This window comes from Pseudomonas coronafaciens pv. oryzae str. 1_6 (genome assembly GCF_000156995.2).
GTDB lineage: Bacteria > Pseudomonadota > Gammaproteobacteria > Pseudomonadales > Pseudomonadaceae > Aquipseudomonas > Aquipseudomonas tremae.
This window is the reverse complement of record NZ_CP046035.1, coordinates 4,030,020-4,054,030: the sequence shown is the minus strand read 5'-3', so window position 1 is coordinate 4,054,030 and position 24,011 is coordinate 4,030,020. Positions and strand designations below refer to the sequence as shown.

The 24,011-nt window shown below is 56.8% G+C and carries 28 protein-coding genes and 1 tRNA gene; 25 read left to right on the top strand and 4 right to left on the bottom strand.

From position 1 onward, the window contains the following. Positions 1-137 precede the first annotated feature (137 nt). The 4 genes from POR16_RS18130 (at position 138) to POR16_RS26895 (ending at position 2,432) form a co-directional block, all read left to right on the top strand. Positions 138-392: a PA0613 family protein gene (locus POR16_RS18130; protein WP_050587135.1), complete on the top strand. Its 255-nt coding sequence runs from the start codon at positions 138-140 to the stop codon at positions 390-392. Positions 393-549: 157 nt separating this feature from the next. Next, the gene (locus POR16_RS18125; RefSeq protein WP_055002278.1) at positions 550-1,344 is read left to right on the top strand and encodes a DNA adenine methylase; all 795 of its coding nucleotides are present in this window, start codon (positions 550-552) and stop codon (positions 1,342-1,344) included. A 90-nt stretch (positions 1,345-1,434) separates the two neighbouring features. Beyond that, on the top strand, positions 1,435-2,079 hold the full coding sequence (locus POR16_RS18120; RefSeq protein WP_042932373.1) for a hypothetical protein: 645 nt from the start codon (positions 1,435-1,437) through the stop codon (positions 2,077-2,079). Positions 2,080-2,108: 29 nt separating this feature from the next. Next, positions 2,109-2,432 carry a hypothetical protein gene (locus tag POR16_RS26895; RefSeq protein WP_051126729.1) on the top strand — a complete coding sequence of 108 codons (324 nt, stop codon included), beginning with the start codon at positions 2,109-2,111 and terminating at the stop codon, positions 2,430-2,432. A 72-nt stretch (positions 2,433-2,504) separates the two neighbouring features. Here POR16_RS26895 and POR16_RS18115 read toward each other — a convergent pair whose 3' ends face one another. Both POR16_RS18115 and POR16_RS18110 read right to left on the bottom strand, forming a co-directional pair. Further along, entirely contained in the window at positions 2,505-2,999 is a 495-nt protein-coding gene (locus tag POR16_RS18115; protein WP_005891599.1) for an Hcp family type VI secretion system effector, read from the bottom strand. Between the two features lie 303 nt (positions 3,000-3,302). Further along, positions 3,303-3,387, bottom strand: a tRNA-Leu gene (locus POR16_RS18110). Positions 3,388-3,504: 117 nt separating this feature from the next. Between POR16_RS18110 and queA the strand changes: the two genes are divergently transcribed. The 6 genes from queA to POR16_RS18080 all read left to right on the top strand — a co-directional run bounded on the left by queA (position 3,505) and on the right by POR16_RS18080 (position 9,588). Then, positions 3,505-4,569, top strand: a complete 1,065-nt coding sequence (gene queA / locus POR16_RS18105; RefSeq protein WP_005891600.1) for a tRNA preQ1(34) S-adenosylmethionine ribosyltransferase-isomerase QueA — start codon at positions 3,505-3,507, stop codon at positions 4,567-4,569. A gap of 14 nt (positions 4,570-4,583) precedes the next feature. Continuing rightward, on the top strand, positions 4,584-5,699 hold the full coding sequence (gene tgt / locus POR16_RS18100; RefSeq protein WP_005891601.1) for a tRNA guanosine(34) transglycosylase Tgt: 1,116 nt from the start codon (positions 4,584-4,586) through the stop codon (positions 5,697-5,699). 52 nt (positions 5,700-5,751) lie between these two features. Beyond that, a complete protein-coding gene (gene yajC, locus POR16_RS18095; protein ID WP_002552468.1) occupies positions 5,752-6,087 on the top strand; it encodes a preprotein translocase subunit YajC in 336 nt (111 codons plus the stop codon). A 63-nt stretch (positions 6,088-6,150) separates the two neighbouring features. Then, positions 6,151-8,019 (top strand): protein translocase subunit SecD, encoded by a 1,869-nt coding sequence (gene secD, locus POR16_RS18090; RefSeq protein WP_005891605.1) that lies wholly within the window; start codon positions 6,151-6,153, stop codon positions 8,017-8,019. A gap of 9 nt (positions 8,020-8,028) precedes the next feature. Further along, positions 8,029-8,940 (top strand): protein translocase subunit SecF, encoded by a 912-nt coding sequence (gene secF / locus POR16_RS18085; RefSeq protein WP_005891607.1) that lies wholly within the window; start codon positions 8,029-8,031, stop codon positions 8,938-8,940. 108 nt (positions 8,941-9,048) lie between these two features. After that, positions 9,049-9,588: a glycine zipper 2TM domain-containing protein gene (locus POR16_RS18080; protein ID WP_024670468.1), complete on the top strand. Its 540-nt coding sequence runs from the start codon at positions 9,049-9,051 to the stop codon at positions 9,586-9,588. Between the two features lie 67 nt (positions 9,589-9,655). Here the strand turns inward: POR16_RS18080 and suhB are convergent, their stop codons facing one another. After that, positions 9,656-10,471 (bottom strand): type III secretion system regulator SuhB, encoded by an 816-nt coding sequence (gene suhB / locus POR16_RS18075; RefSeq protein WP_024670469.1) that lies wholly within the window; start codon positions 10,469-10,471, stop codon positions 9,656-9,658. Positions 10,472-10,686: 215 nt separating this feature from the next. On the opposite strand from suhB, the gene trmJ reads away from it, so the two are divergent. Both trmJ and cysE read left to right on the top strand, forming a co-directional pair. Further along, complete coding sequence (gene trmJ, locus POR16_RS18070; protein ID WP_024670470.1) at positions 10,687-11,451, top strand: tRNA (cytosine(32)/uridine(32)-2'-O)-methyltransferase TrmJ; 765 nt, start codon at positions 10,687-10,689, stop codon at positions 11,449-11,451. After that, a complete protein-coding gene (gene cysE, locus POR16_RS18065) occupies positions 11,451-12,227 on the top strand; it encodes a serine O-acetyltransferase (protein ID WP_005891615.1) in 777 nt (258 codons plus the stop codon). Before trmJ ends, cysE begins: the two co-directional genes overlap by 1 nt. A gap of 94 nt (positions 12,228-12,321) precedes the next feature. On the opposite strand, the gene POR16_RS18060 is transcribed toward cysE, so the two are convergent. Continuing rightward, positions 12,322-13,251, bottom strand: coding sequence for a YopJ family acetyltransferase (locus tag POR16_RS18060; protein WP_080267908.1), 930 nt, complete (start codon positions 13,249-13,251; stop codon positions 12,322-12,324). Positions 13,252-13,801: 550 nt separating this feature from the next. Between POR16_RS18060 and iscR the strand changes: the two genes are divergently transcribed. The 13 genes from iscR (at position 13,802) to ispG (ending at position 23,990) form a co-directional block, all read left to right on the top strand. Beyond that, a complete protein-coding gene (iscR, locus tag POR16_RS18055) occupies positions 13,802-14,293 on the top strand; it encodes a Fe-S cluster assembly transcriptional regulator IscR (protein WP_005891617.1) in 492 nt (163 codons plus the stop codon). A gap of 44 nt (positions 14,294-14,337) precedes the next feature. Next, the gene (locus tag POR16_RS18050; RefSeq protein WP_024690524.1) at positions 14,338-15,552 is read left to right on the top strand and encodes an IscS subfamily cysteine desulfurase; all 1,215 of its coding nucleotides are present in this window, start codon (positions 14,338-14,340) and stop codon (positions 15,550-15,552) included. Positions 15,553-15,634: 82 nt separating this feature from the next. Then, positions 15,635-16,021, top strand: a complete 387-nt coding sequence (iscU, locus tag POR16_RS18045) for a Fe-S cluster assembly scaffold IscU (RefSeq protein WP_002552476.1) — start codon at positions 15,635-15,637, stop codon at positions 16,019-16,021. Positions 16,022-16,062: 41 nt separating this feature from the next. Next, the gene (gene iscA / locus POR16_RS18040) at positions 16,063-16,386 is read left to right on the top strand and encodes an iron-sulfur cluster assembly protein IscA (protein ID WP_003314173.1); all 324 of its coding nucleotides are present in this window, start codon (positions 16,063-16,065) and stop codon (positions 16,384-16,386) included. Between the two features lie 10 nt (positions 16,387-16,396). Next, the gene (gene hscB / locus POR16_RS18035; RefSeq protein ID WP_005891623.1) at positions 16,397-16,918 is read left to right on the top strand and encodes a co-chaperone HscB; all 522 of its coding nucleotides are present in this window, start codon (positions 16,397-16,399) and stop codon (positions 16,916-16,918) included. Between the two features lie 44 nt (positions 16,919-16,962). After that, complete coding sequence (gene hscA, locus POR16_RS18030) at positions 16,963-18,825, top strand: Fe-S protein assembly chaperone HscA (protein ID WP_005891624.1); 1,863 nt, start codon at positions 16,963-16,965, stop codon at positions 18,823-18,825. A gap of 3 nt (positions 18,826-18,828) precedes the next feature. Further along, on the top strand, positions 18,829-19,170 hold the full coding sequence (gene fdx / locus POR16_RS18025; RefSeq protein WP_005891625.1) for an ISC system 2Fe-2S type ferredoxin: 342 nt from the start codon (positions 18,829-18,831) through the stop codon (positions 19,168-19,170). Positions 19,171-19,184: 14 nt separating this feature from the next. Beyond that, positions 19,185-19,385: a Fe-S cluster assembly protein IscX gene (iscX, locus tag POR16_RS18020; RefSeq protein ID WP_005891626.1), complete on the top strand. Its 201-nt coding sequence runs from the start codon at positions 19,185-19,187 to the stop codon at positions 19,383-19,385. 96 nt (positions 19,386-19,481) lie between these two features. Beyond that, positions 19,482-19,907 carry a nucleoside-diphosphate kinase gene (gene ndk / locus POR16_RS18015; protein ID WP_002552482.1) on the top strand — a complete coding sequence of 142 codons (426 nt, stop codon included), beginning with the start codon at positions 19,482-19,484 and terminating at the stop codon, positions 19,905-19,907. Between the two features lie 32 nt (positions 19,908-19,939). Continuing rightward, positions 19,940-21,088: a dual-specificity RNA methyltransferase RlmN gene (gene rlmN / locus POR16_RS18010; protein ID WP_005891627.1), complete on the top strand. Its 1,149-nt coding sequence runs from the start codon at positions 19,940-19,942 to the stop codon at positions 21,086-21,088. 26 nt (positions 21,089-21,114) lie between these two features. Next, complete coding sequence (pilW, locus tag POR16_RS18005; RefSeq protein ID WP_005891628.1) at positions 21,115-21,873, top strand: type IV pilus biogenesis/stability protein PilW; 759 nt, start codon at positions 21,115-21,117, stop codon at positions 21,871-21,873. Further along, the gene (locus tag POR16_RS18000) at positions 21,873-22,877 is read left to right on the top strand and encodes a RodZ domain-containing protein (protein ID WP_005891629.1); all 1,005 of its coding nucleotides are present in this window, start codon (positions 21,873-21,875) and stop codon (positions 22,875-22,877) included. The genes pilW and POR16_RS18000 overlap by 1 nt, the downstream gene beginning before the upstream one ends. Positions 22,878-22,880: 3 nt before the next feature. After that, positions 22,881-23,990 (top strand): flavodoxin-dependent (E)-4-hydroxy-3-methylbut-2-enyl-diphosphate synthase, encoded by a 1,110-nt coding sequence (ispG, locus tag POR16_RS17995; RefSeq protein WP_005891630.1) that lies wholly within the window; start codon positions 22,881-22,883, stop codon positions 23,988-23,990. Positions 23,991-24,011: the final 21 nt, after the last annotated feature.

Here is a 24,011-nt window from a genome sequence, read left to right as displayed (position 1 = left end):
TTGAATCGTGACCAAGGGTAACTTGACTACTGGTGCGGTTGTGTCGAAGTTCAACGTTACGACGTTGATCAGCGCTGCAAAGGAAGCTGGACTTCAGGTGATACTTCTGAACACCTCCAAGACATACAAAACCTCAAATGCCATCGGTAATACGCGCGATAACGACAACAGCACCGACAAATACGATGGACGAGTCTGCCGACATAGAGCTGATCGTCAACAAGCACCTGGCACCCGAGCTGGCGTTGGTCGTGCGTGAGCATTACTGCAACAGCGACAGTTTCCTACATCAAAAAATCACCCACTGCGGTTGCAGTCGGCAGACCTACTATGACCGGCTGCATCAAGCACACCTGAGCATTCAAGGGCTGCTGTGGGGTAAGGCTGCTTGAGGGCTCTCGCCATTTCCCGCTTGTCCTACCTCGTCCCACTGCCTATCTACGTGGTGGGACGGTTTGCCCCTGCAAGTCCAGCCAAGGCTCTCGCTTCGTGCACAAAGCGGAGCGAGCCTGGCAACTGTTCATATATACAGTAAAGGTCTTGCTTTCCATGTCCACACCCATCATCCCTTGGATGGGCGGCAAACGCCGCCTGGCCGACCGTCTCATCCCGCTGTTCCCACCCCACGAATGCTACGTCGAAGTGTTCGCTGGAGGTGCGGCCCTCTACTTCATGCGTCCCCAGGCCGCCCCTGTCGAGGTCTTGAGCGACATCAACGGGGATCTGGTCACGCTGTATCGCGTCGTCCAAAACCACCTTGAAGAATTCGTCCGCCAGTTCAAATGGGCACTCAGCTCGCGCCAGGTGTTTGAGTGGCAGAAGATGACCCGCCCCGAAACCCTCACCGACATCCAGCGCGCCGCCCGGTTCTTCTACCTGCAGCACCATGCCTTTGCAGGAAAAGTGAGCGGGCAGACGTTTGGCACTGCCACGACCGGCCCGGCCATCAAACTGCTGCGGATTGAGGAAAACCTCTCTGCCGCCTGGCAGCGTTTGTCCGGTACGTATGTGGAGAATCTGCCGTGGCTCGAATGTGCCGAGCGCTATGACCGGCCTCACACATTCCATTACATGGATCCGCCGTACTGGCAGACGGCTGGGTATGGTGTGGATTTTCCGTTTGAGAACTACGAGCGCATGGCGGAGTTCATGCGGCGGTGCAAAGGGAAGGTGATGGTGAGCATCAACGATCACCCTGATATACGGCGGGTGTTTGAAGGCTTCCATTTTGAAGCGGTTGACATTCGCTACAGCACGGCAAACCAGAGAACGGGAAAGGCTGATGTCAGTGGTGAGCTGGATATCATGAATTGGGAACCTGTGGCGCTGGGCAGGTTGTTCTGAGGTTTGTCCGTAGCTGGGCCAATAGTGGCTGCACTTCCGGCAAAGGTTAATGTTAGAGTATGGTTTTGTAAGCAGGTCATGGATGAACATATGGACGAATTTTGCACGCCAGAGTCAAACAATAGTCCCACTTGGACCCTGCTTGATCTAGTCATTTGGAAAGCATGGCCCGAGCAATTGGGCGGTGGCACCGCTTATTCACGACGATTCAAAGATGCTTGGGTAGTTCATAATAAATCATATATCAAGACGGCAGCAGCTAAGTACTCACTCCCTATTGAGCTGTTGGCTGGAGTTTGTTGGATTGAGGTTGGCGGCGACCCCAATTTTGTGGACAGGATTGGCTTCGAAGTCAGAGCTCTTGAGCGCTTGGGTAATCTCTCAAGTCCGATAACTAACCCCCCAGCCAAAACCAGTTTTGGTTGGGTCAGCATCCAGCTTCGCACAGCAGCTGTTACTTTAGGGATGAATCCCGATGAGATGGATATCAGTCAGCTTCGGAGTTTGGCTAACTGTATTGAAACTGATATCTATAATATTGATATTGCGGCAAAGCACCTGCGTATGCTTGCTGATTATGATCATTTTTCTTCCATCGGAATGGAGGAGGTACGAATTATCGGCGCTCGGTATAATTGGGGTACAAGTCGGTCTTTAGATGAGATTAAAAAAGATCTGAGTTACGGTAACTTCATCGTCAATTCTTGGGCCCACCTCAAACAGCTTACGATGTGATGAATATGAAAGTGAAAATGAAAATGAAAATGAAAATGAAAATGAAAAGCGTATTGCTGCGAATTTTTTTGTACAGTATTTATTTTTTCTGTCTGCTAATGTATGTGCTCTTTCAGGGTTCTGAATATGATTGGATGGATCCTAGTATGCTCGCGTCCCCACCCGGTCTCACGCCATCACCTGATAATTTATCCTTGCCGATTCAAGATGAGTCTAATGACAGAGCGGTTCTTCGGGGTTTGGTCGTAACTATAGCTATCGTTGTGCAGATGGCTATTTGCTTTTCGCTTTCTCGAAAAGAAGCAATAATTACTGTCATTCTATTTGGTGTCACTTTGCTACTGTTCAGATAAGTCTGGAGCCCGCCCTGTCGTTGGGCGGGCTTCAGTTTCTAAAGAATACCGCTGAGCTGATAGTGTTATTGATTAAGCAAAAGGCTTATTTGCTGTCCTATCCCACCCCCCTGAGACGATACCAGCATTTCCTCCGTCAGCACGCTGCTGCTGAGAATATTCAAATTTTATACGTCCGTAGTTGAGTGTGATCATTTCCACTGGTAAGCCGGCATGTTCTGCGCCATTACCGCTAACGGTTGATATCAAAACTTCTTCAAGAACGATATCTAAATATTTGAATTTCTCAGTGCTTGCGCGGTGTACGCGTATAGTTACCTTGTTGATGTGCGAACCACGGCAGCAAAGCTCAAATAGTTTTGGTGTCGCTCTGTCTATATATTTGCTTACTCTAAAATCGCCCAGAGTCACGCCCCCTGCAGTCGCGCCCCCGCTAGATGAGGCAGTATTACTGATCGACTGAACCGCGTCGTAATGGTAGGACAACAGCTCTACCCAGCCTTTGTGGGCGTCGTCCAGAGACTCGCCTTCTACACCGTCCACCTGCATAAATGCGTCAAAAGACATATCAGCTCCCTGCTTCAAAAAATTGAGAGTTTAGCCTAGCTTGCGGAGCCCACCGATTGCCAGCATGGTTTACATGCAGCGTGCTGCCGAAACACTAGGCGATGAGATCGGGAAGGGCGGCCTCTGATCGAGGAGCGGAGCATCACGTTTGCTGGCCAGGAAGCTGCAGATTAATCAGAAGTGTGAACGAACGCTTGGTCGCGCCGTGCATCATGCGTCGGAACTGCGCGGAACACAGCGCGTTACGCCAATATTACGCCAGACGAAAAAAAAGACCTTGAATTTCAAGGTCTTTTTCAATGGTGGTGCCCCGAGGGAGAATCGAACTCCCACTTCTTTCGAAAACGGATTTTGAATCCGCCGCGTCTACCAATTCCGCCATCAGGGCTCAATGGCGGCGAAGTATAAGGATGAGTTTTCCTTTGGTCAACAGGGATTTACGCAGGTTTTTTACTAATGCCGTCAAACCGGATAAACTTCCCGGCCCTGCTAAACGAACCCGATCATGCGCGTCGCTGACTTTACCTTCGAACTCCCCGATTCCCTGATTGCTCGCCACCCGTTGGCCGAGCGTCGCAGCAGTCGCCTGTTGACCCTCGATGGGCCGACCGGGGCGCTGGCACATCGTCAATTCACTGATTTGCTTGAGCATTTACGCTCTGGCGACTTGATGGTGTTCAACAATACCCGTGTCATTCCTGCACGCCTGTTCGGGCAGAAAACCTCCGGCGGCAAGCTGGAAATTCTGGTCGAGCGGGTGCTGGACAGTCATCGTGTGCTGGCGCATGTGCGTTCCAGCAAGTCGCCCAAACCCGGGTCGTCGATTCTGATCGACGGCGGTGGGGAGGTCGAGATGGTGGCCCGGCATGATGCGCTTTTCGAGTTGCGCTTTGCCGAAGAGGTGCTGCCGCTGCTGGATCGTGTCGGGCATATGCCGTTGCCTCCTTATATAGACCGCCCGGACGAAGGCTCGGACCGCGAGCGTTATCAGACCGTCTATGCCCAGCGCGCTGGCGCTGTGGCTGCGCCGACTGCGGGTCTGCACTTCGACCAGCCGCTGCTGGACGCGATTGCAGCCAAGGGTGTCGAGACTGCTTTTGTCACGTTGCATGTAGGCGCGGGCACTTTTCAGCCGGTTCGCGTCGAGCAGATCGAAGATCACCACATGCACAGCGAGTGGCTGGAAGTCAGCCAGGACGTGGTCGATGCCGTGGCGGCATGCCGTGCGCGAGGCGGCCGGGTGATCGCGGTCGGCACCACCAGCGTTCGCTCGCTGGAAAGCGCAGCGCGTGATGGCGAGTTGAAGCCTTTCAGCGGCGACACTGACATTTTCATTTATCCGGGGCGTCCGTTTCACGTCGTCGATGCTCTGGTGACCAATTTCCATTTGCCCGAATCCACGCTGTTGATGCTGGTTTCGGCATTCGCCGGTTATCCCGAAACCATGGCTGCCTATGCGGCGGCCGTCGAGCACGGGTACCGCTTCTTCAGTTACGGTGATGCCATGTTCATCACCCGCAATCCCGCGCCGACGGCCCCACAGGAATCGGCACCAGAGGATCACGCATGAGTCGCACCTGTCGTATGTCTTTCGAGTTGTTGGCCACCGACGGCAAGGCCCGTCGTGGTCGCCTGACCTTTCCGCGTGGCGTGGTCGAGACCCCGGCGTTCATGCCGGTGGGCACCTATGGCACGGTCAAGGGCATGCTGCCGCGTGACATCGAGGCCACGGGTGCGCAGATGATTCTGGGCAACACGTTTCACTTGTGGTTGCGCCCGGGCACTGAGGTCATCAAGGGCCACGGCGACCTGCACGATTTCATGCAATGGCAGGGGCCGATTCTGACTGACTCCGGCGGTTTTCAGGTGTTCAGCCTGGGCGCCATGCGCAAGATCAAGGAGGAGGGCGTGACCTTTGCGTCTCCGGTTGATGGCGCCAAGGTGTTCATGGGGCCGGAAGAGTCGATGCAGGTGCAGCGTGATCTGGGCTCGGACATCGTGATGATTTTCGATGAATGCACGCCGTACCCGGCTGACGAGGACGTGGCGCGTATCTCCATGGAGCTTTCCCTGCGTTGGGCCAAGCGTTCCAAGGTCGCGCACGGCGAGAACACCGCGGCACTGTTCGGCATTGTTCAGGGAGGCATGCACGAGAACCTGCGCATGCGCTCGCTGGAAGGCCTGGACGAGATTGGTTTCGATGGTCTGGCCATCGGCGGTCTGTCGGTCGGCGAGCCCAAGCACGAGATGATCAAGGTGCTGGACTATTTGCCAGGCCAGATGCCGGCAGACAAACCCCGTTACCTGATGGGTGTAGGCAAGCCGGAAGATCTGGTCGAGGGTGTGCGCCGTGGCGTCGACATGTTCGACTGCGTCATGCCGACCCGCAACGCTCGCAACGGCCATTTGTTCATCGATACCGGCGTTCTGAAAATCCGTAATGCCTTCCATCGTCACGACAATTCGCCATTGGACCCGAGCTGCGATTGCTACACCTGCAAGAACTTCTCGCGCGCTTATCTGCACCACCTGGACAAGTGTGGGGAAATGCTGGGTAGCATGCTCAACACAATCCATAATTTGCGGCACTACCAGCTGCTGATGGCTGGTTTGCGCGAGGCTATTCAACAGGGTACATTGGCCGCCTTTGTCGATGCCTTCTATGCCAAACGCGGCCTTCCAACGCCGCCTCTGGGTTGAAACAGAACGAGTTTTTCCTGCTTTTATACTAATTATGTAACTGGAGCGACACATGAGCTTTTTCATCTCTCCCGCTTTTGCGGATGCTGCTGCACCGGCTGCCGGTCCTGCGGGCAGTGGTTTCGAGTGGATCTTCCTGGTCGGCTTCCTGGTCATCTTCTATCTGATGATCTGGCGCCCACAGGCCAAGCGCGCGAAAGAGCAGAAAAACCTGCTGGGCAACCTGCAGAAAGGCGACGAAGTTGTGACCAGCGGCGGTATCGCCGGCAAGATCAACAAAGTGACCGACGACTTCGTGGTCATCGAAGTGTCCGACACGGTCGAGCTGAAAATCCAGAAAGGCGCCATCGCGGCCACTCTGCCTAAAGGCACCCTGAAAGCGATCTGAGTAGCAACTTTTTACCCATCGACGGGGCGCGCAAGGCGCCCCGCGTTTTAAGCGGGCGGCGTGATGCTGAACAAATACCCTCTGTGGAAATACGTACTGATCCTGGCGGTGCTGGTGGTCGGTTTTATTTATTCCGCACCCAATCTCTATCCTGATGATTCTGCCATCCAGATCAGCGGCGCGAGCACTGCGCTGCAAGTCAATCAGGCAGACGTGGATCGTGCAGCCAAGGCGCTTGCCGATGCTGGCATCTCGGTCAAGGCTTCTTCTCTGGCCGAGAATGGCAAGGGCGGTTTGTTGCGTCTGAGCAAGCAGGAAGATCAGTTGCCGGCCAAGGATGTTGTGCGCAAGGCTTTAGGTGATGACTATGTCGTCGCACTGAACCTGGCGCGTACCACGCCGACCTGGCTGCGTAACCTGGGCGCGAGCCCTATGAAGCTCGGCCTCGACCTGTCCGGTGGTGTGCACTTCCTGCTGGAAGTCGACATGGACAAGGCGATCGATGCTCGTCTGAAAGTCTACGAAGGTGAAGTCAAATCCCTGTTGCGCAAGGAGAAGGTGCGTTATCGCAGCCTCCCGCAGTTGGGCAATGCGATTCAACTGGGCTTTGGCGATGACGCAGAACGCGAGCAGGCCCGTGCGCTGGTTCGCAAGACCTTCACCGACTTCGAAATCACGCCTGCAGAGCTGAACGGTATTCCCGTGCTGCGCATGGCGCTGACGCCAGCCAAACTGGCCGAGATTCGCGAATACTCGATCAAGCAGAACCTGACCACGGTACGTAACCGGGTCAACGAGCTTGGTGTGGCCGAGCCGCTGGTACAGCGTCAGGGTGCCAACCGCATCGTGGTCGAGCTGCCGGGTGTGCAGGACACTGCAGAAGCCAAGCGTATTCTGGGCAAGACCGCCAACCTCGAGTTCCGCCTGGGCGCAGGTCCGGATGATTCGAAAGGCACCACCGAAATGTTCGAATTCCGCGAAGGCGGGCGTCCGGCAGCGGCGGTGGAGCGTGGTCTGATTATCACCGGCGATCAGGTGACTGACGCCAAGGCCAGTTTCGACGAGCATGGCCGCCCTCAGGTAAACATCAACCTGGACGGCCATGGTGGCGAGCTGATGAGCCGCGCTACCCGCAGCAATGTGGGGCGCAGCATGGCGGTGATCTTCATCGAGCAGCGTCCTACCACTACCTACACCAAGCAGATGGTCAACGGCGTCGAGAAAGACGTGCCGGTCCAGACGTTCAAAGAAGAGAAGAAAATCATCAGCCTGGCGACCATTCAGTCGCCGCTGGGCAGTCAGTTCCGGATTACCGGCCTGAACGGCCAGGGTGAGTCTTCCGAACTGGCGCTGCTGTTGCGTGCCGGTGGTCTGGCAGCACCGATGTACTTCGCCGAAGAGCGCACCATTGGTCCAAGCCTGGGTGCCGACAACATCACCAAGGGTATCGATGCTTCCCTGTGGGGCATGTTGTTCGTATCGATCTTCATCATGGCGATCTACCGTTTCTTTGGTCTGATCGCTACCGTGGCGCTGGCCCTGAACATGGTCATGCTGCTGGCATTAATGTCCTTGCTGGGTGCAACACTGACCCTGCCGGGTATCGCCGGTATCGTGTTGACCATGGGTATGGCGGTGGACGCCAACGTGCTGATCTTCTCGCGTATTCGTGAGGAAATCGCCAACGGCATGACGGTACAACGCGCTATCAACGAAGGTTTCGACCGCGCCTACACGGCGATCCTCGACGCCAACCTGACGACGCTGCTGGTCGGCGGCATTCTCTTTGCGATGGGCACCGGCCCGGTCAAAGGGTTTGCAGTGACCATGTCGCTCGGGATCTTTACCTCGATGTTCACGGCCATCATGGTGACCCGCGCTATGGTCAACCTGATCTACGGCGGTCGTGACTTCAAGAAGTTGTGGATTTAAGGGGCTGCCATGTTACGTACCATCAACTTCATGGGCGTTCGCAATGTTGCGTTCGCCATTACGATGCTCCTTACCGCACTGGCGTTGTTCAGCTGGTTCCATAAAGGGCTCAACTTCGGTCTGGACTTCACCGGCGGTACGCTCATCGAGCTGACTTACGAGCGTCCGGCCGATCTGGGCAAAGTGCGTCAGGAACTTGTTTCAGCGGGCTATCACGAAGCCGTTGTGCAGAGCTTCGGTGCGACAACTGACTTGCTGGTGCGCATGCCGGGTGAAGACCCGCAACTGGGCACCCAGGTTGCTGAAGCGCTGCGCAAATCCGGTGCCGATAACCCGGCAGTGGTCAAGCGGGTAGAGTTCGTCGGTCCTCAGGTCGGTGAAGAGCTTCGCGACCAGGGCGGTCTCGGCATGCTGATGGCGCTGGGCGGTGTTCTGATCTACCTGGCGTTCCGCTTCCAGTGGAAGTTTGCAGTCGGCGCGATCATCTCGCTGATTCACGACGTTGTGGTGACGATGGGTATCCTGTCGTTCTTCCAGATCACCTTCGACCTGACGGTGCTGGCGGCGGTGCTGGCGATCATCGGTTACTCGCTGAACGACACCATCGTGGTCTTCGACCGGGTTCGCGAAAACTTCCGCCTGCTGCGCAAGGCATCGTTGATCGAAAACATCAACATTTCGACCACGCAGACACTGCTGCGCACAATAGCGACCTCGGTTTCGACCCTGTTGGCGATTGTGGCGTTGTGGGTATTTGGCGGTGACAGCCTCGAAGGCTTCTCCATCGCGTTGTTCATCGGTGTGCTTGCGGGTACCTACTCGTCGATCTACATCGCCAACGTGGTGCTGATCTGGCTGAACCTGACCACTGAAGATCTGATTCCTCCTGTGGTTGTAGACAAGGCCGACGACCTGCCATAAGTCCGGTCATCATAAAAAAGGCGCGAGAGCTGAACTCGCGCCTTTTTTTATGCTCCAAGGCTAGGCATTGCGCAGTCATGCTGCGTTTCGATTGGTCAGGAGGTTCAAGTGAACAAGTCTATGCTTGTTGGTGTTGTATTAGGTGCTGCTGTCGTGACCGCTGGCGGCGCCGTTGCCACCTATAGCTTGGTCAAGGGTGGTCCTGAGTACGCGGATGTATTGGCTGTAGAGCCAATCAACCAGCAGATCAAAACCCCCCGTGAAGTTTGCAAGGACGTAACCGTTACCCGTCAGGCGCCGGTCAAGGACCAGCATCAGATCGTAGGTAGCGTGATTGGCGCGGTTGCCGGTGGTTTGCTCGGCAATCAGGTCGGTGGCGGTAATGGCAAGAAAATCGCAACCGTCGCAGGTGCGCTCGGCGGCGGTTATGCCGGTAACAGGGTTCAGGAGGGTATGCAGGAGCGTGATACCTACACCACTACACAGAACCGTTGCACAACGGTCAATGATGTCAGCGACAAAGTGGTGGGTTACAACGTCAAGTACAAGCTGAACGAAAAAGTGGGTCAGGTCCGTATGGAGCGTGATCCAGGTAGCCAGATTCCGGTCGACAAGAACGGTCAGCTTATATTGGGTCAGGCGCAATAACGCCAACCGCTGGGCTTCTGAGAGACATAAAAAAACCGGCTTTCGCCGGTTTTTTTACATCTGCTGTTTAGCGCTTGAGCGAAGCAGGCAGGTGCGGTGCGATGGCTGTCAGTACAGCCTTGAAGCACTTGGTATTACCGGCAACGATGTGACCTTTTTCCAGGAAGTCGTGACCGCCTGTGAAGTCGCTGACCAGGCCGCCTGCTTCCTGAATCAGCAGTGCGCCTGCAGCCATGTCCCATTCGGACAGGCCCGACTCCCAGAACGCATCGAAACGACCGGCGGCCACGTAGGCCAGGTCGAGGCTTGCAGCGCCTGCGCGACGGATGCCGGCAGTCTGGCCGACCAGGCTGCGGAACATGCCGAGATAGTTCTCGATGTTGTCCATCTGGTTGTCACGGAAGGGGAAGCCGGTGCCCAGCAGCGCGCCTTCCAGGCTCTTGCGTTGGCTGACACGCAGGCGACGACCGTTGAGTGCGGCGCCGCGGCCACGGCTGGCGGTGAATTCTTCCTGGCGAACCGGGTCCAGAACAACAGCGTGTTCCAGGCGGCCGCGGTATTTGCAGGCGATGCTGACCGCGAAGTGCGGAATGCCGCGAACAAAGTTGGTGGTGCCGTCCAGCGGGTCGATGATCCACAGGTAGTCGGTGCCTTCGCCGCTGCCTTCGTGCATGCCGCTTTCTTCGCCGAGGATGCCGTGAGTCGGGTAGGCCTTGCGCAGCGCAGTGATGATGCTCTGTTCGGCAGCGCGGTCGATCTCTGTGACGTAATCCTTGGCTTCTTTTTCGTCAACCTTGATGGTATCCAAGCGCTCGATGGAGCGGAAAATCAATTCGCTGGCGCTGCGGGCGGCGCGCAGCGCGATATTCAGCATGGGCTGCATGGACAATTCACCTAAGGTTGTTAAAGAGAGCCGGGCATTCTATGGGCTGATTCGAATTATTTCCAGCCTTGCGTTGTTACGGCTGTCGACTTCGTGTGAGTTTTTCTGCTGCCGGGCAAATGATTTCAGGTTGCGTCGTCTGCACGGGTTCGTAGCGTTAGGCGGACCGTTTCTGTAAGATTTGCCCCCCTAATTCGCGTCAGTGAGCGTTCGCCTTGTTGCAGAACATCCGTGTTGTCCTGGTCGGCACTACCCATCCCGGAAATATCGGCGGTGCCGCTCGCGCCATGAAAAACATGGGGCTTTCACGTCTGGTGCTGGTCGAGCCCAGAATCTTTCCGTCGCCGGATGCTGATGCCCGCGCATCCGGTGCCACCGATATTCTCGAAGCTGCGCAGGTCGTCGCTACGCTGGAAGAGGCGCTGGTGGGTTGCCGTCTTGTATTGGGTACCAGTGCTCGGGATCGCAGCCTGCCATGGCCGTTGCTTGATCCGCGAGCGTCTGGCGAAAAGGTTATAGAGCAGGCCGGGGAGGGTGCCGAAGTGGCGCTGGTATTTGGTCGCGAGCACGCTGGCCTGACCAACGAAGAACTGCAGCGTTGTCACTTCCATGTGCATATTCCTTCAGACCCCGCTTTCAGTTCGCTCAATCTGGCTGCGGCCGTTCAGGTGCTCAGCTATGAAGTACGTATGGCGTGGCTGGCCCTATCGGAGCAGGGCGAGGCGTCCAGGCCTGCGTCGGCGCACAGTGCTGAGCTGGCGACGATGGACGAGATGGAAGGCTTTTATGGTCATCTGGAAAGCACATTAGTGGACATCGGTTTTCTTGACCCTGAAAAGCCGAGGCATTTGATGGCAAGGCTGCGCAGGCTGTTCGGTCGCAGTGAGGTGGAGCGCTCCGAGCTGAGTATTCTGCGCGGTGTGCTCACTGAAACCCAGAAAGTCGCACGCGGCGAACCCTACAAGCGGAAGGACCAGTAATGTTCGAGCGCCTTCGAGAAGACATTCAAAGTGTGTTCCACCGCGACCCTGCGGCGCGCAACGCGTTTGAGGTCTTGACCTGCTACCCGGGCATGCACGCTATCTGGCTGCACCGTTTTGGCCATATTTTGTGGCGCAACGGCTGGAAATGGCCCGCGCGGGTGGTCTCCAATTTCGGTCGCTGGATGACTGGCATCGAAATTCATCCGGGCGCGCGCATCGGTCGTCGCTTTTTCATTGATCACGGTATGGGTATCGTGATCGGTGAAACCGCCGAGATCGGCAATGACGTGACGCTTTATCAGGGCGTGACTCTGGGCGGCACCAGCTGGAACGCCGGCAAGCGTCATCCGACCCTCGAGGACGGCGTCGTGGTGGGGGCGGGTGCCAAAGTGCTGGGGCCTTTCACGGTAGGGGCTGGTGCCAAGATCGGCTCCAATGCCGTGGTCACCAAAGCGGTGCCTGCCGGTGCGACCGCCGTAGGTATACCGGGGCGCATCATCGTCAAGTCCGACGACGAGACAGAAGCCAGGCGCAAGGCCATGGCTGAAAAGCTCGGCTTTGATGCTTATGGCGTCAGCGCAGACATGCCAGACCCGATTGCCCGCGCCATCGGGCAGATGCTCGACCATTTGCAGGCGGTCGACGGCCGTCTCGAAGGGATGTGCGATGCCCTCGGTAAACTTGGCAGCGATTATTGCGCCAAGGAGCTGCCAGAGCTGCGTGGTGAGGTCTTCGACTGCGTCAAGGACGAGCGTGAACACGCGGTTAAGTGAAGTTAATTTAGTATCACGCGTCGCCGATTGAGGGCGGGCGGGCCCGTATCGTTGAGGTGCTAATAGTATCGATACGAGCTCGCGATTGTTGTCGTCAGCGCTGTGCTGCGGCCAGTACTCGTTTTATTTCCTGGAGTCTAAAGCCGTCTATGGACGCGCTGAATTGGGTGCTTGACGGTGTACCATCGTCGAGCAAAACACTGCGTGTCATGCGAAATGCCTGGTTGCGTTGAATCAGGTTTTCAGCCTCTCTGTGGTTTTCGCTGTTGACTCTCCCGGCTATGCGTCCGTCCGGCCGCTTCATTAGCTCTCTCGCCTGCGTCAGCGAAGCGCCATGCTTATAAAAATCCACTGGCAGAAAATCCGCACCGAATGCCGCATGAGTGTCCCCGTTCATCAATGGGTATGGGCTGTTTTGTTCGAGTGCGCCGAGGGTGGTCTTGGTTCTGGACTCGTCTTCGGTTGGTAATGCGCCACGCTGAAGACCTTGATGAATGTCATCAAATTGATTTGCATTTTTATAGGCTTTGATTGCGTAATTCAGGGCGTACATAACGCAGTCGTCTTTCGTTTTTTGCGCCTGCGTTTCAAGAATGGCGACGTGCGAGAGTGGTACACCACTCTTTCTCAAATCCTCAAGGGTCAGGTTGTGCTGTCGAAGCTGTTGAAACTCTGAACCGACTATGACGGCTGGCTCAGTAATTATAATGGTTGGAACTCTACCCTGATGCAGGCGGACATCAGCCATTACGTGATGCCTGACTATCTGTCCGGTTCCAGGACTGGTTTGTGGGAATATTGCCCGAAATGCGCTGGGGCCATCGCTTTGGAGTGCCTGAATGAGCTCTTTGTGGTCTCTGAAGTGCCTGAGGTTGAGGCCGGGATTTCGTTGGTTCTCGATGTCGACCATTGCGTCGAGATGGGTGGCGTCCAACTCTGCAAAACTCACACTTGTCTTCTTGCCTGATACTCGGTCGATGGCAGCTTGGCCATAAGCTTTTATTGGGCCTCGTGCATGGCGCACTTAAGGTTTTAAATCCTTTATTTTCTGCTGCAGTCGCATGCTGTGATTTCGGTCTGCGTCGCCCGCCGTCCTCTGGCTGCGCTCCGCAGTATTGCGCGTGCTACGGGGTGGCGCGTCTGCGCGTTCAGGCGAATACACATGTTGCGACATTCGAGAGCCGCTGACGCATACATTTCCCATTTGGTAACTCCTCAAAAAGGTCAAGGCTTCTCAGCGTTGTGTGGCGCATCGTCCTTACCGGGTTGGATTGTAAAAAAGCCTTAATAATTAAAATAATGGCCGTTCGAGGAAGTGTGTTTCGTCACTCGGATCCCAAGCGTGAAAAGCGGATACAACGATTTGCCGGGTTAAGTCGTACGCGAGATTTAAGCTTGCGTGGCCCGCACCATTGAAGCTCGCGTAGGCACGGCACGTGCCATTAGGCCGTACCTTTGCTATGATGCAGCCCGCGCTTTTCGCTAATCCCGACTGTTTTGCTTGGTCTAATACTTGACTCATTTACTCGGGAATAGCATACTCGCTCTCATTCCGAACCTCTGCGGTATATGCCATGCGACTGACTACTAAAGGCCGATACGCTGTGACCGCCATGCTTGATCTGGCGTTGCACGCGCAGAACGGGCCAGTGTCTCTGGCTGATATCTCCGAGCGGCAGGGTATTTCCCTGTCCTACCTCGAGCAGCTGTTTGCCAAGCTGCGTCGCGGCAATCTGGTTTCCAGTGTTCGTGGTCCGGGTGGTGGTTATCAGCTGTCCCGTGACATGAAGGTCATTCAGGTTGCGCAGGTTGTCGACGCGGTCAACGAATCAGTCGATGCCACGCGTTGTCAGGGGCTAGGCGATTGCCACGCAGGTGATACCTGCCTGACCCACCACTTGTGGTGTGACCTGAGCCAGCAGATTCACGAATTTCTAAGCGGTATCAGCTTGGCGGATCTTGTTACTCGCCGTGAGGTACAAGAAGTCGCTCAGCGCCAGGATATGCGCCGTGGCCATAATCACGTGTCGCAACTGGGTAAGATCGAAACGTCCGCCGTCGAATGAACGCAGATGAATGAGCGGTGCGCCTGCCTGATAGGAGAGCTTCAATGAAATTGCCAATTTACCTCGACTACTCCGCGACGACTCCGGTCGATCCGCGCGTCGCGCAGAAAATGATCGAATGCCTGACCGTCGAAGGAAACTTCGGCAACCCGGCCTCGCGCTCCCACGTCTTTGGCTGGAAAGCTGAAGAGGCGGTCGAGAACGCTCGCCGTCAGGTTGCTGATCTGGTCAGCGCCGACCCGCGTGAAATCGTCTGGACCTCCGGTGCCACTGAATCCAACAACCTGGCGATCAAGGGTGTTGCGCATTTCTATGCCAGCAAAGGCAAGCACCTGATCACCTCCAAGGTCGAACACAAGGCTGTTCTCGACACCACTCGCCAGCTTGAGCGCGAGGGTTTCGAAGTGACTTACATCGAGCCAGGTGAAGACGGTCTGATCACGCCATCGATGATCGAAGCCGCACTGCGCGACGACACCATTCTGGTTTCGATCATGCACGTGAACAACGAAATCGGCACCATCAACGACATTGCAGCTATCGGTGAGCTGACCCGCTCGCGTGGCGTGCTATTCCACGTTGATGGCGCGCAATCGACAGGCAAGGTTGAAATCGATCTGGCCAGCCTCAAGGTTGACCTGATGTCGTTCTCGGCACACAAGACTTACGGTCCCAAAGGGATCGGCGCGCTGTATGTCAGCCGCAAGCCACGTGTTCGTATTGAAGCGGCCATGCACGGCGGTGGCCATGAGCGCGGTATGCGTTCCGGTACTCTGGCCACTCACCAAATCGTTGGCATGGGTGAGGCTTTCCGTATCGCCAAGGAAGAAATGGCCGCTGAAAATTTGCGCATCAAGGCGCTGAGCGATCGTTTCTTCAAGCAGGTCGAAAACCTGGAAGAGCTTTACGTCAACGGTAGTCTGACTGCCCGTGTGCCGCACAACCTGAACCTGAGCTTCAACTATGTGGAAGGCGAGTCGCTGATCATGGCACTCAAGGATCTGGCGGTATCGTCCGGTTCGGCCTGTACCTCGGCTTCGCTGGAGCCCTCGTACGTACTGCGCGCTCTGGGTCGCAACGACGAACTGGCGCACAGCTCGATTCGCTTCACCTTCGGTCGTTTCAGCACCGTAGAAGAAATCGATTACGCCGCGCAGAAGGTCTGCGAGGCAGTCACCAAGCTGCGCGCTCTTTCGCCGCTGTGGGACATGTTCAAAGACGGCATCGATATCTCCAAGATCGAGTGGGCGGCACACTAATTTAAAGTCGCCTTCAAGACAGGTTATGTGCAAACCGGACATGACCTGCAGAGCGGCTTCCTGATGTGAGAGGAACAGAATCATGGCTTACAGCGAAAAGGTCATCGACCACTACGAGAATCCACGTAACGTCGGCAAGATGAACGCGGAAGATCCTGATGTTGGCACCGGCATGGTCGGCGCTCCTGCATGCGGCGACGTGATGCGCCTGCAGATCAAGGTCAACGAGCAGGGCGTCATCGAAGACGCCAAGTTCAAGACCTATGGCTGCGGTTCGGCGATTGCTTCCAGCTCCCTGGCGACCGAGTGGATGAAGGGTAAGACTCTGGATGAAGCAGAGACCATCAAGAACACTCAGCTGGCTGAAGAGCTGGCACTGCCGCCGGTAAAGATTCACTGCTCGGTACTCGCCGAAGACGCCATCAAGGCGGCTGTACGCGATTACAAGCAGAAGAAAGGCCTGCTGTAAGCAGCCTTCAAAAAGAAGTCAGAAACAAGTAAGGAGCTCCGATGGCTATCAGCATGACAGAAGCTGCCGCTAACCACGTACGACGTTCCCTCGAGGGGCGCGGCAAGGGTGACGGCGTTCGTCTGGGTGTTCGCACCACAGGCTGTTCAGGTCTTGCCTATGTGCTTGAGTTCGTCGATGAGGCCGCCAGCGAAGACACTGTGTTTGAATTGCACGGTGTCAAGGTGATCATTGACCCGAAAAGCCTGGTCTATCTGGACGGCACCGAGCTCGACTTCGTGCGCGAAGGCTTGAACGAAGGCTTCAAGTTCAATAATCCGAACTCGCGCGGCGAGTGCGGCTGTGGCGAAAGCTTCAACGTCTGAGGCTTCTATTGTGGGTACTCCCTGTCATTTCGCCCTGTTCGAGCTCAAGCCCGAGTTCCAGCTGGACCTCGAGCAGTTGGCGACGCGTTATCGTGAACTGGCGCGCAGCGTTCACCCGGATCGCTTTGCTGATGCCCCAGAGGGTGAGCAGCGGCTGGCACTGGAGCGCTCCGCCAGTCTCAATGAGGCCTATCAGACCCTGAAGAGCCCTCCGAAAAGGGCGCGCTACCTGCTGGCGATGAATGGCAACGAAGTGCCGCTTGAAGTCACCGTGCATGATCCCGAGTTTCTTCTACAGCAGATGCAGCTACGTGAAGACCTCGAGGAGCTGCAGGATGAGGCTGATCTCGATGGCGTCGCGACCTTCAAGCGTCAGCTCAAGGTGGCTCAGGACGAACTGAACCAGAGCTTCGCTGCCTGTTGGAATGACCCTGCACAACGTGAGCACGCTGAAAAGCTGATGCGGCGTATGCAGTTTCTCGACAAGCTTTCTCACGAAGTGCGCCAGCTAGAAGAGCGCCTCGACGATTAACCCCGCGCAGCCTCGGCTGCGCGCCAGTGATTATTCTGAACAGCATGGCCTTACTGCAAATCGCCGAACCCGGCCTGAGTCCTCAACCGCACCAGCGTCGTCTGGCTGTGGGTATTGATTTGGGTACTACCAATTCTCTGGTTGCTGCAGTGCGCAGCGGCCTGTCCGAACCGTTGGCCGATGCACAAGGGCAGGTCATTCTGCCCTCTGCTGTGCGCTACCACGCTGACCATGTCGAGGTGGGGCAGGCGGCGAAAACCGCAGCCTCGCTGGACCCGTTCAATACCGTGCTGTCGGTCAAGCGGCTTATGGGGCGCGGCCTGACTGACGTCAAGCAATTGGGCGAGCAATTGCCCTATCGCTTCGTTGGCGGTGAGTCGCACATGCCGTTCATTGACACTGTGCAAGGGCCGAAAAGCCCGGTCGAGGTGTCTTCCGACATTCTAAAGGTTCTGCGTCAGCGTGCCGAAGAGGCGCTGGGTGGCGAGCTGGTCGGGGCGGTGATTACCGTGCCGGCCTATTTCGACGACTCTCAGCGACAGGCCACCAAGGACGCTGCCAGGCTGGCAGGTCTCAACGTGCTGCGCCTGCTCAACGAGCCGACCGCTGCTGCCGTTGCCTATGGCCTGGATCAGAAGGCCGAGGGTGTGGTCGCTATCTATGACCTGGGTGGCGGGACTTTCGATATTTCCATCTTGCGCCTGACAGGCGGTGTATTCGAAGTGCTGGCCACGGGCGGCGATACCGCTCTGGGTGGCGATGACTTCGATCACGCGATTGCCAGCTGGATCGTCGCCGATGCCGGTTTGTCTTCCGATCTGGCCCCATCCGCGCAGCGCAATCTCCTGCAGGCAGCCTGTTCTGCCAAGGAAGCGTTGACCGACGCTGACGCAGTCGAGGTGGCTTACGGGGAATGGCGCGGCACGCTGACCCGCGACGCGCTCAACACACTGATCGAGCCCATGGTGCAGCGCAGCCTCAAGGCTTGTCGTCGTGCGGTGCGTGATACCGGCATCGAGCTTGAAGAAGTCGAAGCAGTGGTGATGGTTGGCGGTTCTACCCGTGTTCCGCGTGTGCGCGAGGCGGTTGCCGAGCTGTTCGGTCGTCAGCCGCTGACTGATATCGACCCGGATCAAGTGGTGGCCATCGGGGCTGCGATCCAGGCTGATACCCTGGCAGGCAACAAGCGTGATGGTGGCGAACTTCTGTTGCTCGATGTGATTCCGCTCTCGCTGGGGCTGGAAACCATGGGCGGGCTGATGGAAAAGGTCATTCCGCGCAACACCACGATCCCTGTCGCGCGCGGTCAGGAGTTCACCACGTACAAAGATGGCCAGACGGCCATGAAGATTCATGTTCTGCAGGGCGAGCGCGAGCTGGTCAGCGACTGTCGCTCCCTGGCACGTTTCGAGTTGCGCGGCATACCGCCTATGGTGGCGGGCGCCGCGAAGATACGCGTTACGTTTCAGGTCGATGCAGACGGCCTGCTCAGCGTCTCTGCACGTGAAATGGGTTCTGGCATCGAGTCGAGCATTCAGGTCAAGCCGTCCTACGGACTGACCGATGACGAGGTCACTCGCATGCTCAAGGATTCCTTTGAGTATGCCGGCGACGACAAGGTTGCTCGTGTACTGCGTGAACACCAGGTCGATGCAGAGCGTCTGCTTGAGGCGGTTCAAGGTGCGCTGGATGCCGATGGCGAACGTCTTCTCGATGAAGAGGAGCGCCTGGTCATCAATCTGCAGATGGAAGAATTACGTGAACTGATGCAAGGCACCGATGGCTATGCCATCGAGCAGCAGACCAAGCGTCTGTCGCAAGTGACCGACGCATTTGCAGCCCGACGCCTCGATTCGACGGTAAAAGCCGCACTGGCCGGGCGCAACTTGAATGAGATTGAGGAATAACTGATGCCGCAGGTGATTTTTCTGCCCCACGCCGAGCATTGCCCGGACGGGCTGGTTGTAGAGGCGCCGACCGGCACGTCTATTCTGGAGCTCGCCCACGAGCATCACATCGAGATCGAAAGCGCCTGTGGCGGCGTGTGTGCGTGTACCACTTGTCACTGCGTGATTCGTGAAGGCTTTGGCTCGCTTAATGAAGCCGACGAGCTAGAAGAAGACATGCTCGACAAGGCCTGGGGACTTGAAGCGCAATCGCGTCTATCCTGTCAGGCCATTGTCGGTACTGAAGACCTCACCGTCGAGATACCCAAGTACTCGCTCAATCACGCTGCCGAAGCGCCGCACTGATTCAAGGAACGCTCATGAGTCTCAAATGGGTTGATGTACAGGAAATTGCTATCCAGCTGGCTGAAAACCATCCGGAAGTAAACCCGCTCACTGTGAGTTTCCCCAGGCTGCGTGATCTGGTCATGGCCTTGCCTGAATTTGATGACGACCCGGCCCGTAGCGGGGAAAAGGTTCTTGAAGCGATCCAGACACTATGGATCGAAGAGCTGGATTAACGTTCGGTAACGTACGCCGTTAGGCAATACACCAGAACCCGCGTATAATTCGCGGGTTTAATTTTTCGCTTAAATCACTGTTTCTGGAGTTTCACCATGGCTGTTCAACGTACTTTCTCCATCATCAAGCCTGACGCCGTTGCAAAGAACGTAATCGGCGAGATCACCACTCGTTTCGAAAAAGCCGGTCTGCGCGTTGTCGCTTCCAAGCTGAAGCAACTGTCCAAGGCCGAAGCTGAAGGTTTCTACGCTGAGCACAGCGCTCGTGGTTTCTTCGGTGACCTGGTTGCTTTCATGATCTCCGGTCCGGTTGTGGTCCAGGTTCTGGAAGGCGAAAACGCTATCGCTCTGAACCGTGAGCTGATGGGCGCTACCAACCCTAAAGAAGCTGCTGCCGGCACTATCCGCGCCGACTTCGCTGACTCCATCGACGCCAACGCTGTTCACGGTTCCGATTCCGAAGCAGCCGCCGCTCGCGAAATCTCGTACTTCTTCGCAGCTACCGAAGTAACCGCTCGCTAAGTCATTCTGACTGACGAGTGAAGGGTGAATTCATGATTGCATCGACTGGTAAAACCAACCTGCTGGGTCTGACTCAACAGGAAATGGAGAAATTCTTCGACTCTATCGGGGAGAAGCGCTTCCGTGCCGGTCAGGTCATGAAGTGGATTCACCACTTCGGCGTCGATGATTTCGACGCGATGACGAACGTCAGCAAGGCCCTGCGCGAAAAGCTCAAGGCCTGCGCTGAAGTTCGCGGTCCTGAGGTGGTCAGCGAGGATATCTCCAGCGACGGCACCCGCAAGTGGGTGGTGCGCGTAGAGTCCGGCAGCTGCGTCGAGACCGTCTATATTCCGCAGGGCAAGCGTGGCACCTTGTGTGTTTCGTCCCAGGCGGGCTGTGCCTTGGATTGCAGCTTCTGCTCCACGGGCAAGCAAGGCTTCAACAGCAACCTCACCGCCGCCGAAGTCATCGGTCAGGTGTGGATTGCCAACAAATCCTTTGGCAGCGTCCCGGCGACCGTCGACCGTGCCATCACCAACGTGGTGATGATGGGCATGGGTGAGCCGCTGCTGAACTTCGACAATGTCATCGCCGCCATGCATCTGATGATGGATGACCTGGGGTATGGCATTTCCAAACGCCGGGTGACGTTGTCCACGTCCGGTGTGGTGCCGATGATCGATGAGCTTTCCAAGCATATCGATGTCTCGCTGGCCTTGTCGCTGCATGCGCCTAACGATGCGCTGCGCAACCAGTTGGTACCGATCAATAAGAAGTACCCGCTGCAGATGCTTCTCGAGTCCTGCCGTCGCTATATGTCCAGTCTGGGCGAGAAGCGCGTGCTGACCATCGAGTACACAATGCTCAAGGACATCAACGACAAGGTCGAGCACGCTGTCGAGATGATCGAGTTGCTCAAGGACACACCTTGCAAGATTAATCTGATCCCGTTCAACCCGTTTCCGCACTCTGGTTACGAGCGTCCCAGCAATAACGCAATCCGTCGTTTTCAGGACCTGTTGCATCAGGCCGGTTATAACGTCACTGTGCGTACCACGCGTGGCGAAGACATTGATGCTGCATGCGGCCAACTGGTCGGTCAGGTCATGGACCGCACGCGTCGTAGTGAACGCTACATCGCTGTGCGCGAGTTGAGTGCCGAGGCCGAAACGGCTTCCGGTGCGGCAACCCGAACCTGACTGCGAACCTGACCGGGAAAGACTTAATGTCTGTGCGTGCCTCCTTTCTACTGTGTGTTGTCATGCTGCTGACGGCTTGTGTGTCCACCGGCAACGTCAACCCGCTGAGTACGAAGCAGGGGCGCGAAGAGGCGCGTCAGGCTTACGTGCAGCTCGGATTGGGCTATTTTCAACAAGGTCAGACCGAGCGCGCCAAGGTGCCGCTTAAAAAAGCACTCGAGCTCGACAGTTCCGACCCCCAGGCCAATGCGGCGCTGGCGTTGGTGTTCCAGACCGAAATGGAGCCCGAACTCGCCGAGCAATATTTCCGCAAGGCGCTCGCCTCCAGCAATAACGACACACGCGTCGTCAATAATTACGGCAGTTTTCTCTACGAGCAAAAGCGTTACAAAGAAGCCTACGAGCGTTTTGAGCAGGCTGCCGCCGACAACCTGTATCCTGAGCGCTCTCGGGTCTTTGAAAGCCTGGGTATGACCTCGCTGGCGCTGGGCAATCGCGAGCAGGCCCGAGAGCAGTTCACCAAGGCCTTGCGCCTGGACCGTCAACTGCCGCGCTCCTTGCTGGAGATGGCACAGTTGTCTTATGAAGACCGGCAATTTGTGCCCGCACGTGATTATTACGACCGTTTTAGCCAGCTCAGCGAGCAAAATGCACGTAGTCTATTGCTCGGCATACGCTTGGCAAAGATCTACGATGACCGTAACAAGGCGGCCAGTTTCGGCCTGCAATTGAAAAGACTCTATCCCGGTACGCCGGAATATCAGCAATACCTGTCGGAGCAATGATGAAAGCGGCGCATCCCGAAGTTGTAGCAACCAATCGCGTGAACCCTGGAGAAACACTGCGCCAGGCACGCGAGAGCAGGAGCTGGTCGCTGCCCGATGTGGCTTTGAGGCTGAACCTCACCGTGACCTCCCTGAGCAATCTGGAGAACGGCAATTTTGAAAAACTGCCTGGGCACACGTTTGCCCGGGGGTATGTACGTGCCTATGCGAAGCTGCTTGGCCTTGATCAGGCAGCACTGGTTGATCAGTTCGACCAGTTCACCGGTACCGATGGCAAGGGCAGTGCAGTTCACGCGCTGGGCCGCATCGAGGAGCCGGTGAGGCTGTCACACAATATTCTGCGTATCGTCAGCCTGTTGCTGCTGGTGATTCTGGTCGGTGGCGGTTTTTTCTGGTGGCAGGACCAGGCGACCCTGCGCGGCAGGGATCAGTCCGGACTTAACATGGAACACGTCGAAGTCGAAAGCGCCGACGGCACCACGCAGATCCATCCGCTGGACGAGCCTGAAGAAGCGCCAGTGGTCGAAGCACCTGCTTCCGGACAGACTTCCCTGCCATTGAACACCGGTGCGCCTGCCAGCGAGTCGCCGAGCGCTGCGCCAGCCGCACCTGCTACGGATACTACCGGCCGCTCTGCTGCCCAGCCTCAGGCACCGGCTGCTGCGCCGACGCCTGCACAGACTGCGCAGGCGCCAGTGGCTTCGCCTAATGTGCCGTCCATGCCGACAACGCCGGCTGAACAGCCAGCCCCTGTCATGGCGGGCGCCGGCCAGGTCACTGTGCAGTTCGTCGCCGACTGCTGGACGCAGGTCACCGACGGAAACGGCAAGGTGCTGGTCAGCGGTCTCAAGCGCAAGGGCGAAAATCTTGATGTCAGCGGCAAGCCGCCGTTGACCCTTCGTCTGGGCTATGCACGCGGCGCGCAGGTTACCTACAACGGTCAGCCGGTAGACGTGGCACCTTTCACCAGCGGCGAAACTGCTCGCCTGAAGCTAGGGCAATAAGTCATGCACGGCGAATCTCCGATCAAACGTCGCGAATCCCGAAAAATATGGGTTGGTTCTGTACCGGTGGGCGGCGATGCGCCGATTGCCGTACAGAGCATGACCAACAGTGACACCAATGATGTGGCGGCCACCGTCGCCCAGATCAATCGACTGGAAGCAGCCGGTGTCGACATTGTGCGGGTTTCCGTACCTGACATGGATGCTGCCGAGGCTTTCGGTCGTATCAAGCAGCTGGTCAAGGTGCCACTGGTCGCCGATATTCATTTTGACCACCGCATCGCCTTGCGCGTTGCCGAGCTGGGTGTCGACTGCCTGCGTATCAACCCGGGCAACATCGGTCGTGAAGATCGCGTGCGTGCCGTGGTCGATGCCGCACGCGACCGCGGCATCCCCATCCGGATCGGTGTCAACGCCGGATCGCTGGAAAAGGACCTGCAGAAAAAATACGGCGAGCCGACGCCCGAGGCTCTGGTAGAGTCCGCGCTGCGTCATGTCGAACACCTCGAGCGTCTGAACTTCCAGGATTTCAAGGTCAGCGTAAAGGCCTCTGACGTGTTCATGGCCGTGGCTGCCTACCGTTTGCTGGCCAAGCAGATTGTCCAGCCGTTACACCTGGGCATCACTGAGGCGGGCGGCTTGCGTTCAGGCACAGTGAAATCGGCTGTCGGTCTGGGTATGCTGCTCGCCGAGGGAATTGGCGATACTATCCGCATCTCGCTGGCCGCTGATCCGGTCGAAGAGGTGAAAGTCGGGTACGACATTCTCAAATCGTTGCGCCTTCGCTCCCGCGGGATCAACTTCATCGCCTGCCCGAGCTGCTCGCGGCAGAATTTCGATGTGGTCAAGACCATGAACGAGCTGGAAGGCCGACTCGAAGACTTGCTGGTGCCTCTCGATGTGGCGGTGATCGGTTGTGTGGTCAATGGTCCTGGCGAGGCCAAGGAGGCGCATATTGGCCTCACCGGTGGCACGCCGAACCTGATCTACATCGACGGCAAGCCCGCGCAGAAACTCACCAACGACAATCTCGTGGATGAGCTTGAACGCTTGATTCGCGAGAAAGCAGCCGAAAAGGCTGAAGCCGACGCCTCGGTCATCGTGCGTGGCTAACCAGGATTGCTAAGGATTTTC

What these genes read in the sequence shown, in the direction of transcription:
- POR16_RS18130 (WP_050587135.1), top strand. Translation starts at nt 138, where the DNA reads ATGCCATCGGTAATACGCGCGATAACGACAACAGCACCGACAAATACG.
- POR16_RS18125 (WP_055002278.1), top strand. Translation starts at nt 550, where the DNA reads ATGTCCACACCCATCATCCCTTGGATGGGCGGCAAACGCCGCCTGGCC.
- POR16_RS18120 (WP_042932373.1), top strand. Translation starts at nt 1,435, where the DNA reads ATGGACGAATTTTGCACGCCAGAGTCAAACAATAGTCCCACTTGGACC.
- POR16_RS26895 (WP_051126729.1), top strand. Translation starts at nt 2,109, where the DNA reads ATGAAAATGAAAATGAAAAGCGTATTGCTGCGAATTTTTTTGTACAGT.
- POR16_RS18115 (WP_005891599.1), bottom strand. Translation starts at nt 2,999, where the DNA reads ATGTCTTTTGACGCATTTATGCAGGTGGACGGTGTAGAAGGCGAGTCT.
- queA (WP_005891600.1), top strand. Translation starts at nt 3,505, where the DNA reads ATGCGCGTCGCTGACTTTACCTTCGAACTCCCCGATTCCCTGATTGCT.
- tgt (WP_005891601.1), top strand. Translation starts at nt 4,584, where the DNA reads ATGTCTTTCGAGTTGTTGGCCACCGACGGCAAGGCCCGTCGTGGTCGC.
- yajC (WP_002552468.1), top strand. Translation starts at nt 5,752, where the DNA reads ATGAGCTTTTTCATCTCTCCCGCTTTTGCGGATGCTGCTGCACCGGCT.
- secD (WP_005891605.1), top strand. Translation starts at nt 6,151, where the DNA reads ATGCTGAACAAATACCCTCTGTGGAAATACGTACTGATCCTGGCGGTG.
- secF (WP_005891607.1), top strand. Translation starts at nt 8,029, where the DNA reads ATGTTACGTACCATCAACTTCATGGGCGTTCGCAATGTTGCGTTCGCC.
- suhB (WP_024670469.1), bottom strand. Translation starts at nt 10,471, where the DNA reads ATGCAGCCCATGCTGAATATCGCGCTGCGCGCCGCCCGCAGCGCCAGC.
- cysE (WP_005891615.1), top strand. Translation starts at nt 11,451, where the DNA reads ATGTTCGAGCGCCTTCGAGAAGACATTCAAAGTGTGTTCCACCGCGAC.
- iscR (WP_005891617.1), top strand. Translation starts at nt 13,802, where the DNA reads ATGCGACTGACTACTAAAGGCCGATACGCTGTGACCGCCATGCTTGAT.
- POR16_RS18050 (WP_024690524.1), top strand. Translation starts at nt 14,338, where the DNA reads ATGAAATTGCCAATTTACCTCGACTACTCCGCGACGACTCCGGTCGAT.
- iscU (WP_002552476.1), top strand. Translation starts at nt 15,635, where the DNA reads ATGGCTTACAGCGAAAAGGTCATCGACCACTACGAGAATCCACGTAAC.
- iscA (WP_003314173.1), top strand. Translation starts at nt 16,063, where the DNA reads ATGGCTATCAGCATGACAGAAGCTGCCGCTAACCACGTACGACGTTCC.
- hscA (WP_005891624.1), top strand. Translation starts at nt 16,963, where the DNA reads ATGGCCTTACTGCAAATCGCCGAACCCGGCCTGAGTCCTCAACCGCAC.
- fdx (WP_005891625.1), top strand. Translation starts at nt 18,829, where the DNA reads ATGCCGCAGGTGATTTTTCTGCCCCACGCCGAGCATTGCCCGGACGGG.
- iscX (WP_005891626.1), top strand. Translation starts at nt 19,185, where the DNA reads ATGAGTCTCAAATGGGTTGATGTACAGGAAATTGCTATCCAGCTGGCT.
- ndk (WP_002552482.1), top strand. Translation starts at nt 19,482, where the DNA reads ATGGCTGTTCAACGTACTTTCTCCATCATCAAGCCTGACGCCGTTGCA.
- rlmN (WP_005891627.1), top strand. Translation starts at nt 19,940, where the DNA reads ATGATTGCATCGACTGGTAAAACCAACCTGCTGGGTCTGACTCAACAG.
- pilW (WP_005891628.1), top strand. Translation starts at nt 21,115, where the DNA reads ATGTCTGTGCGTGCCTCCTTTCTACTGTGTGTTGTCATGCTGCTGACG.
- POR16_RS18000 (WP_005891629.1), top strand. Translation starts at nt 21,873, where the DNA reads ATGAAAGCGGCGCATCCCGAAGTTGTAGCAACCAATCGCGTGAACCCT.
- ispG (WP_005891630.1), top strand. Translation starts at nt 22,881, where the DNA reads ATGCACGGCGAATCTCCGATCAAACGTCGCGAATCCCGAAAAATATGG.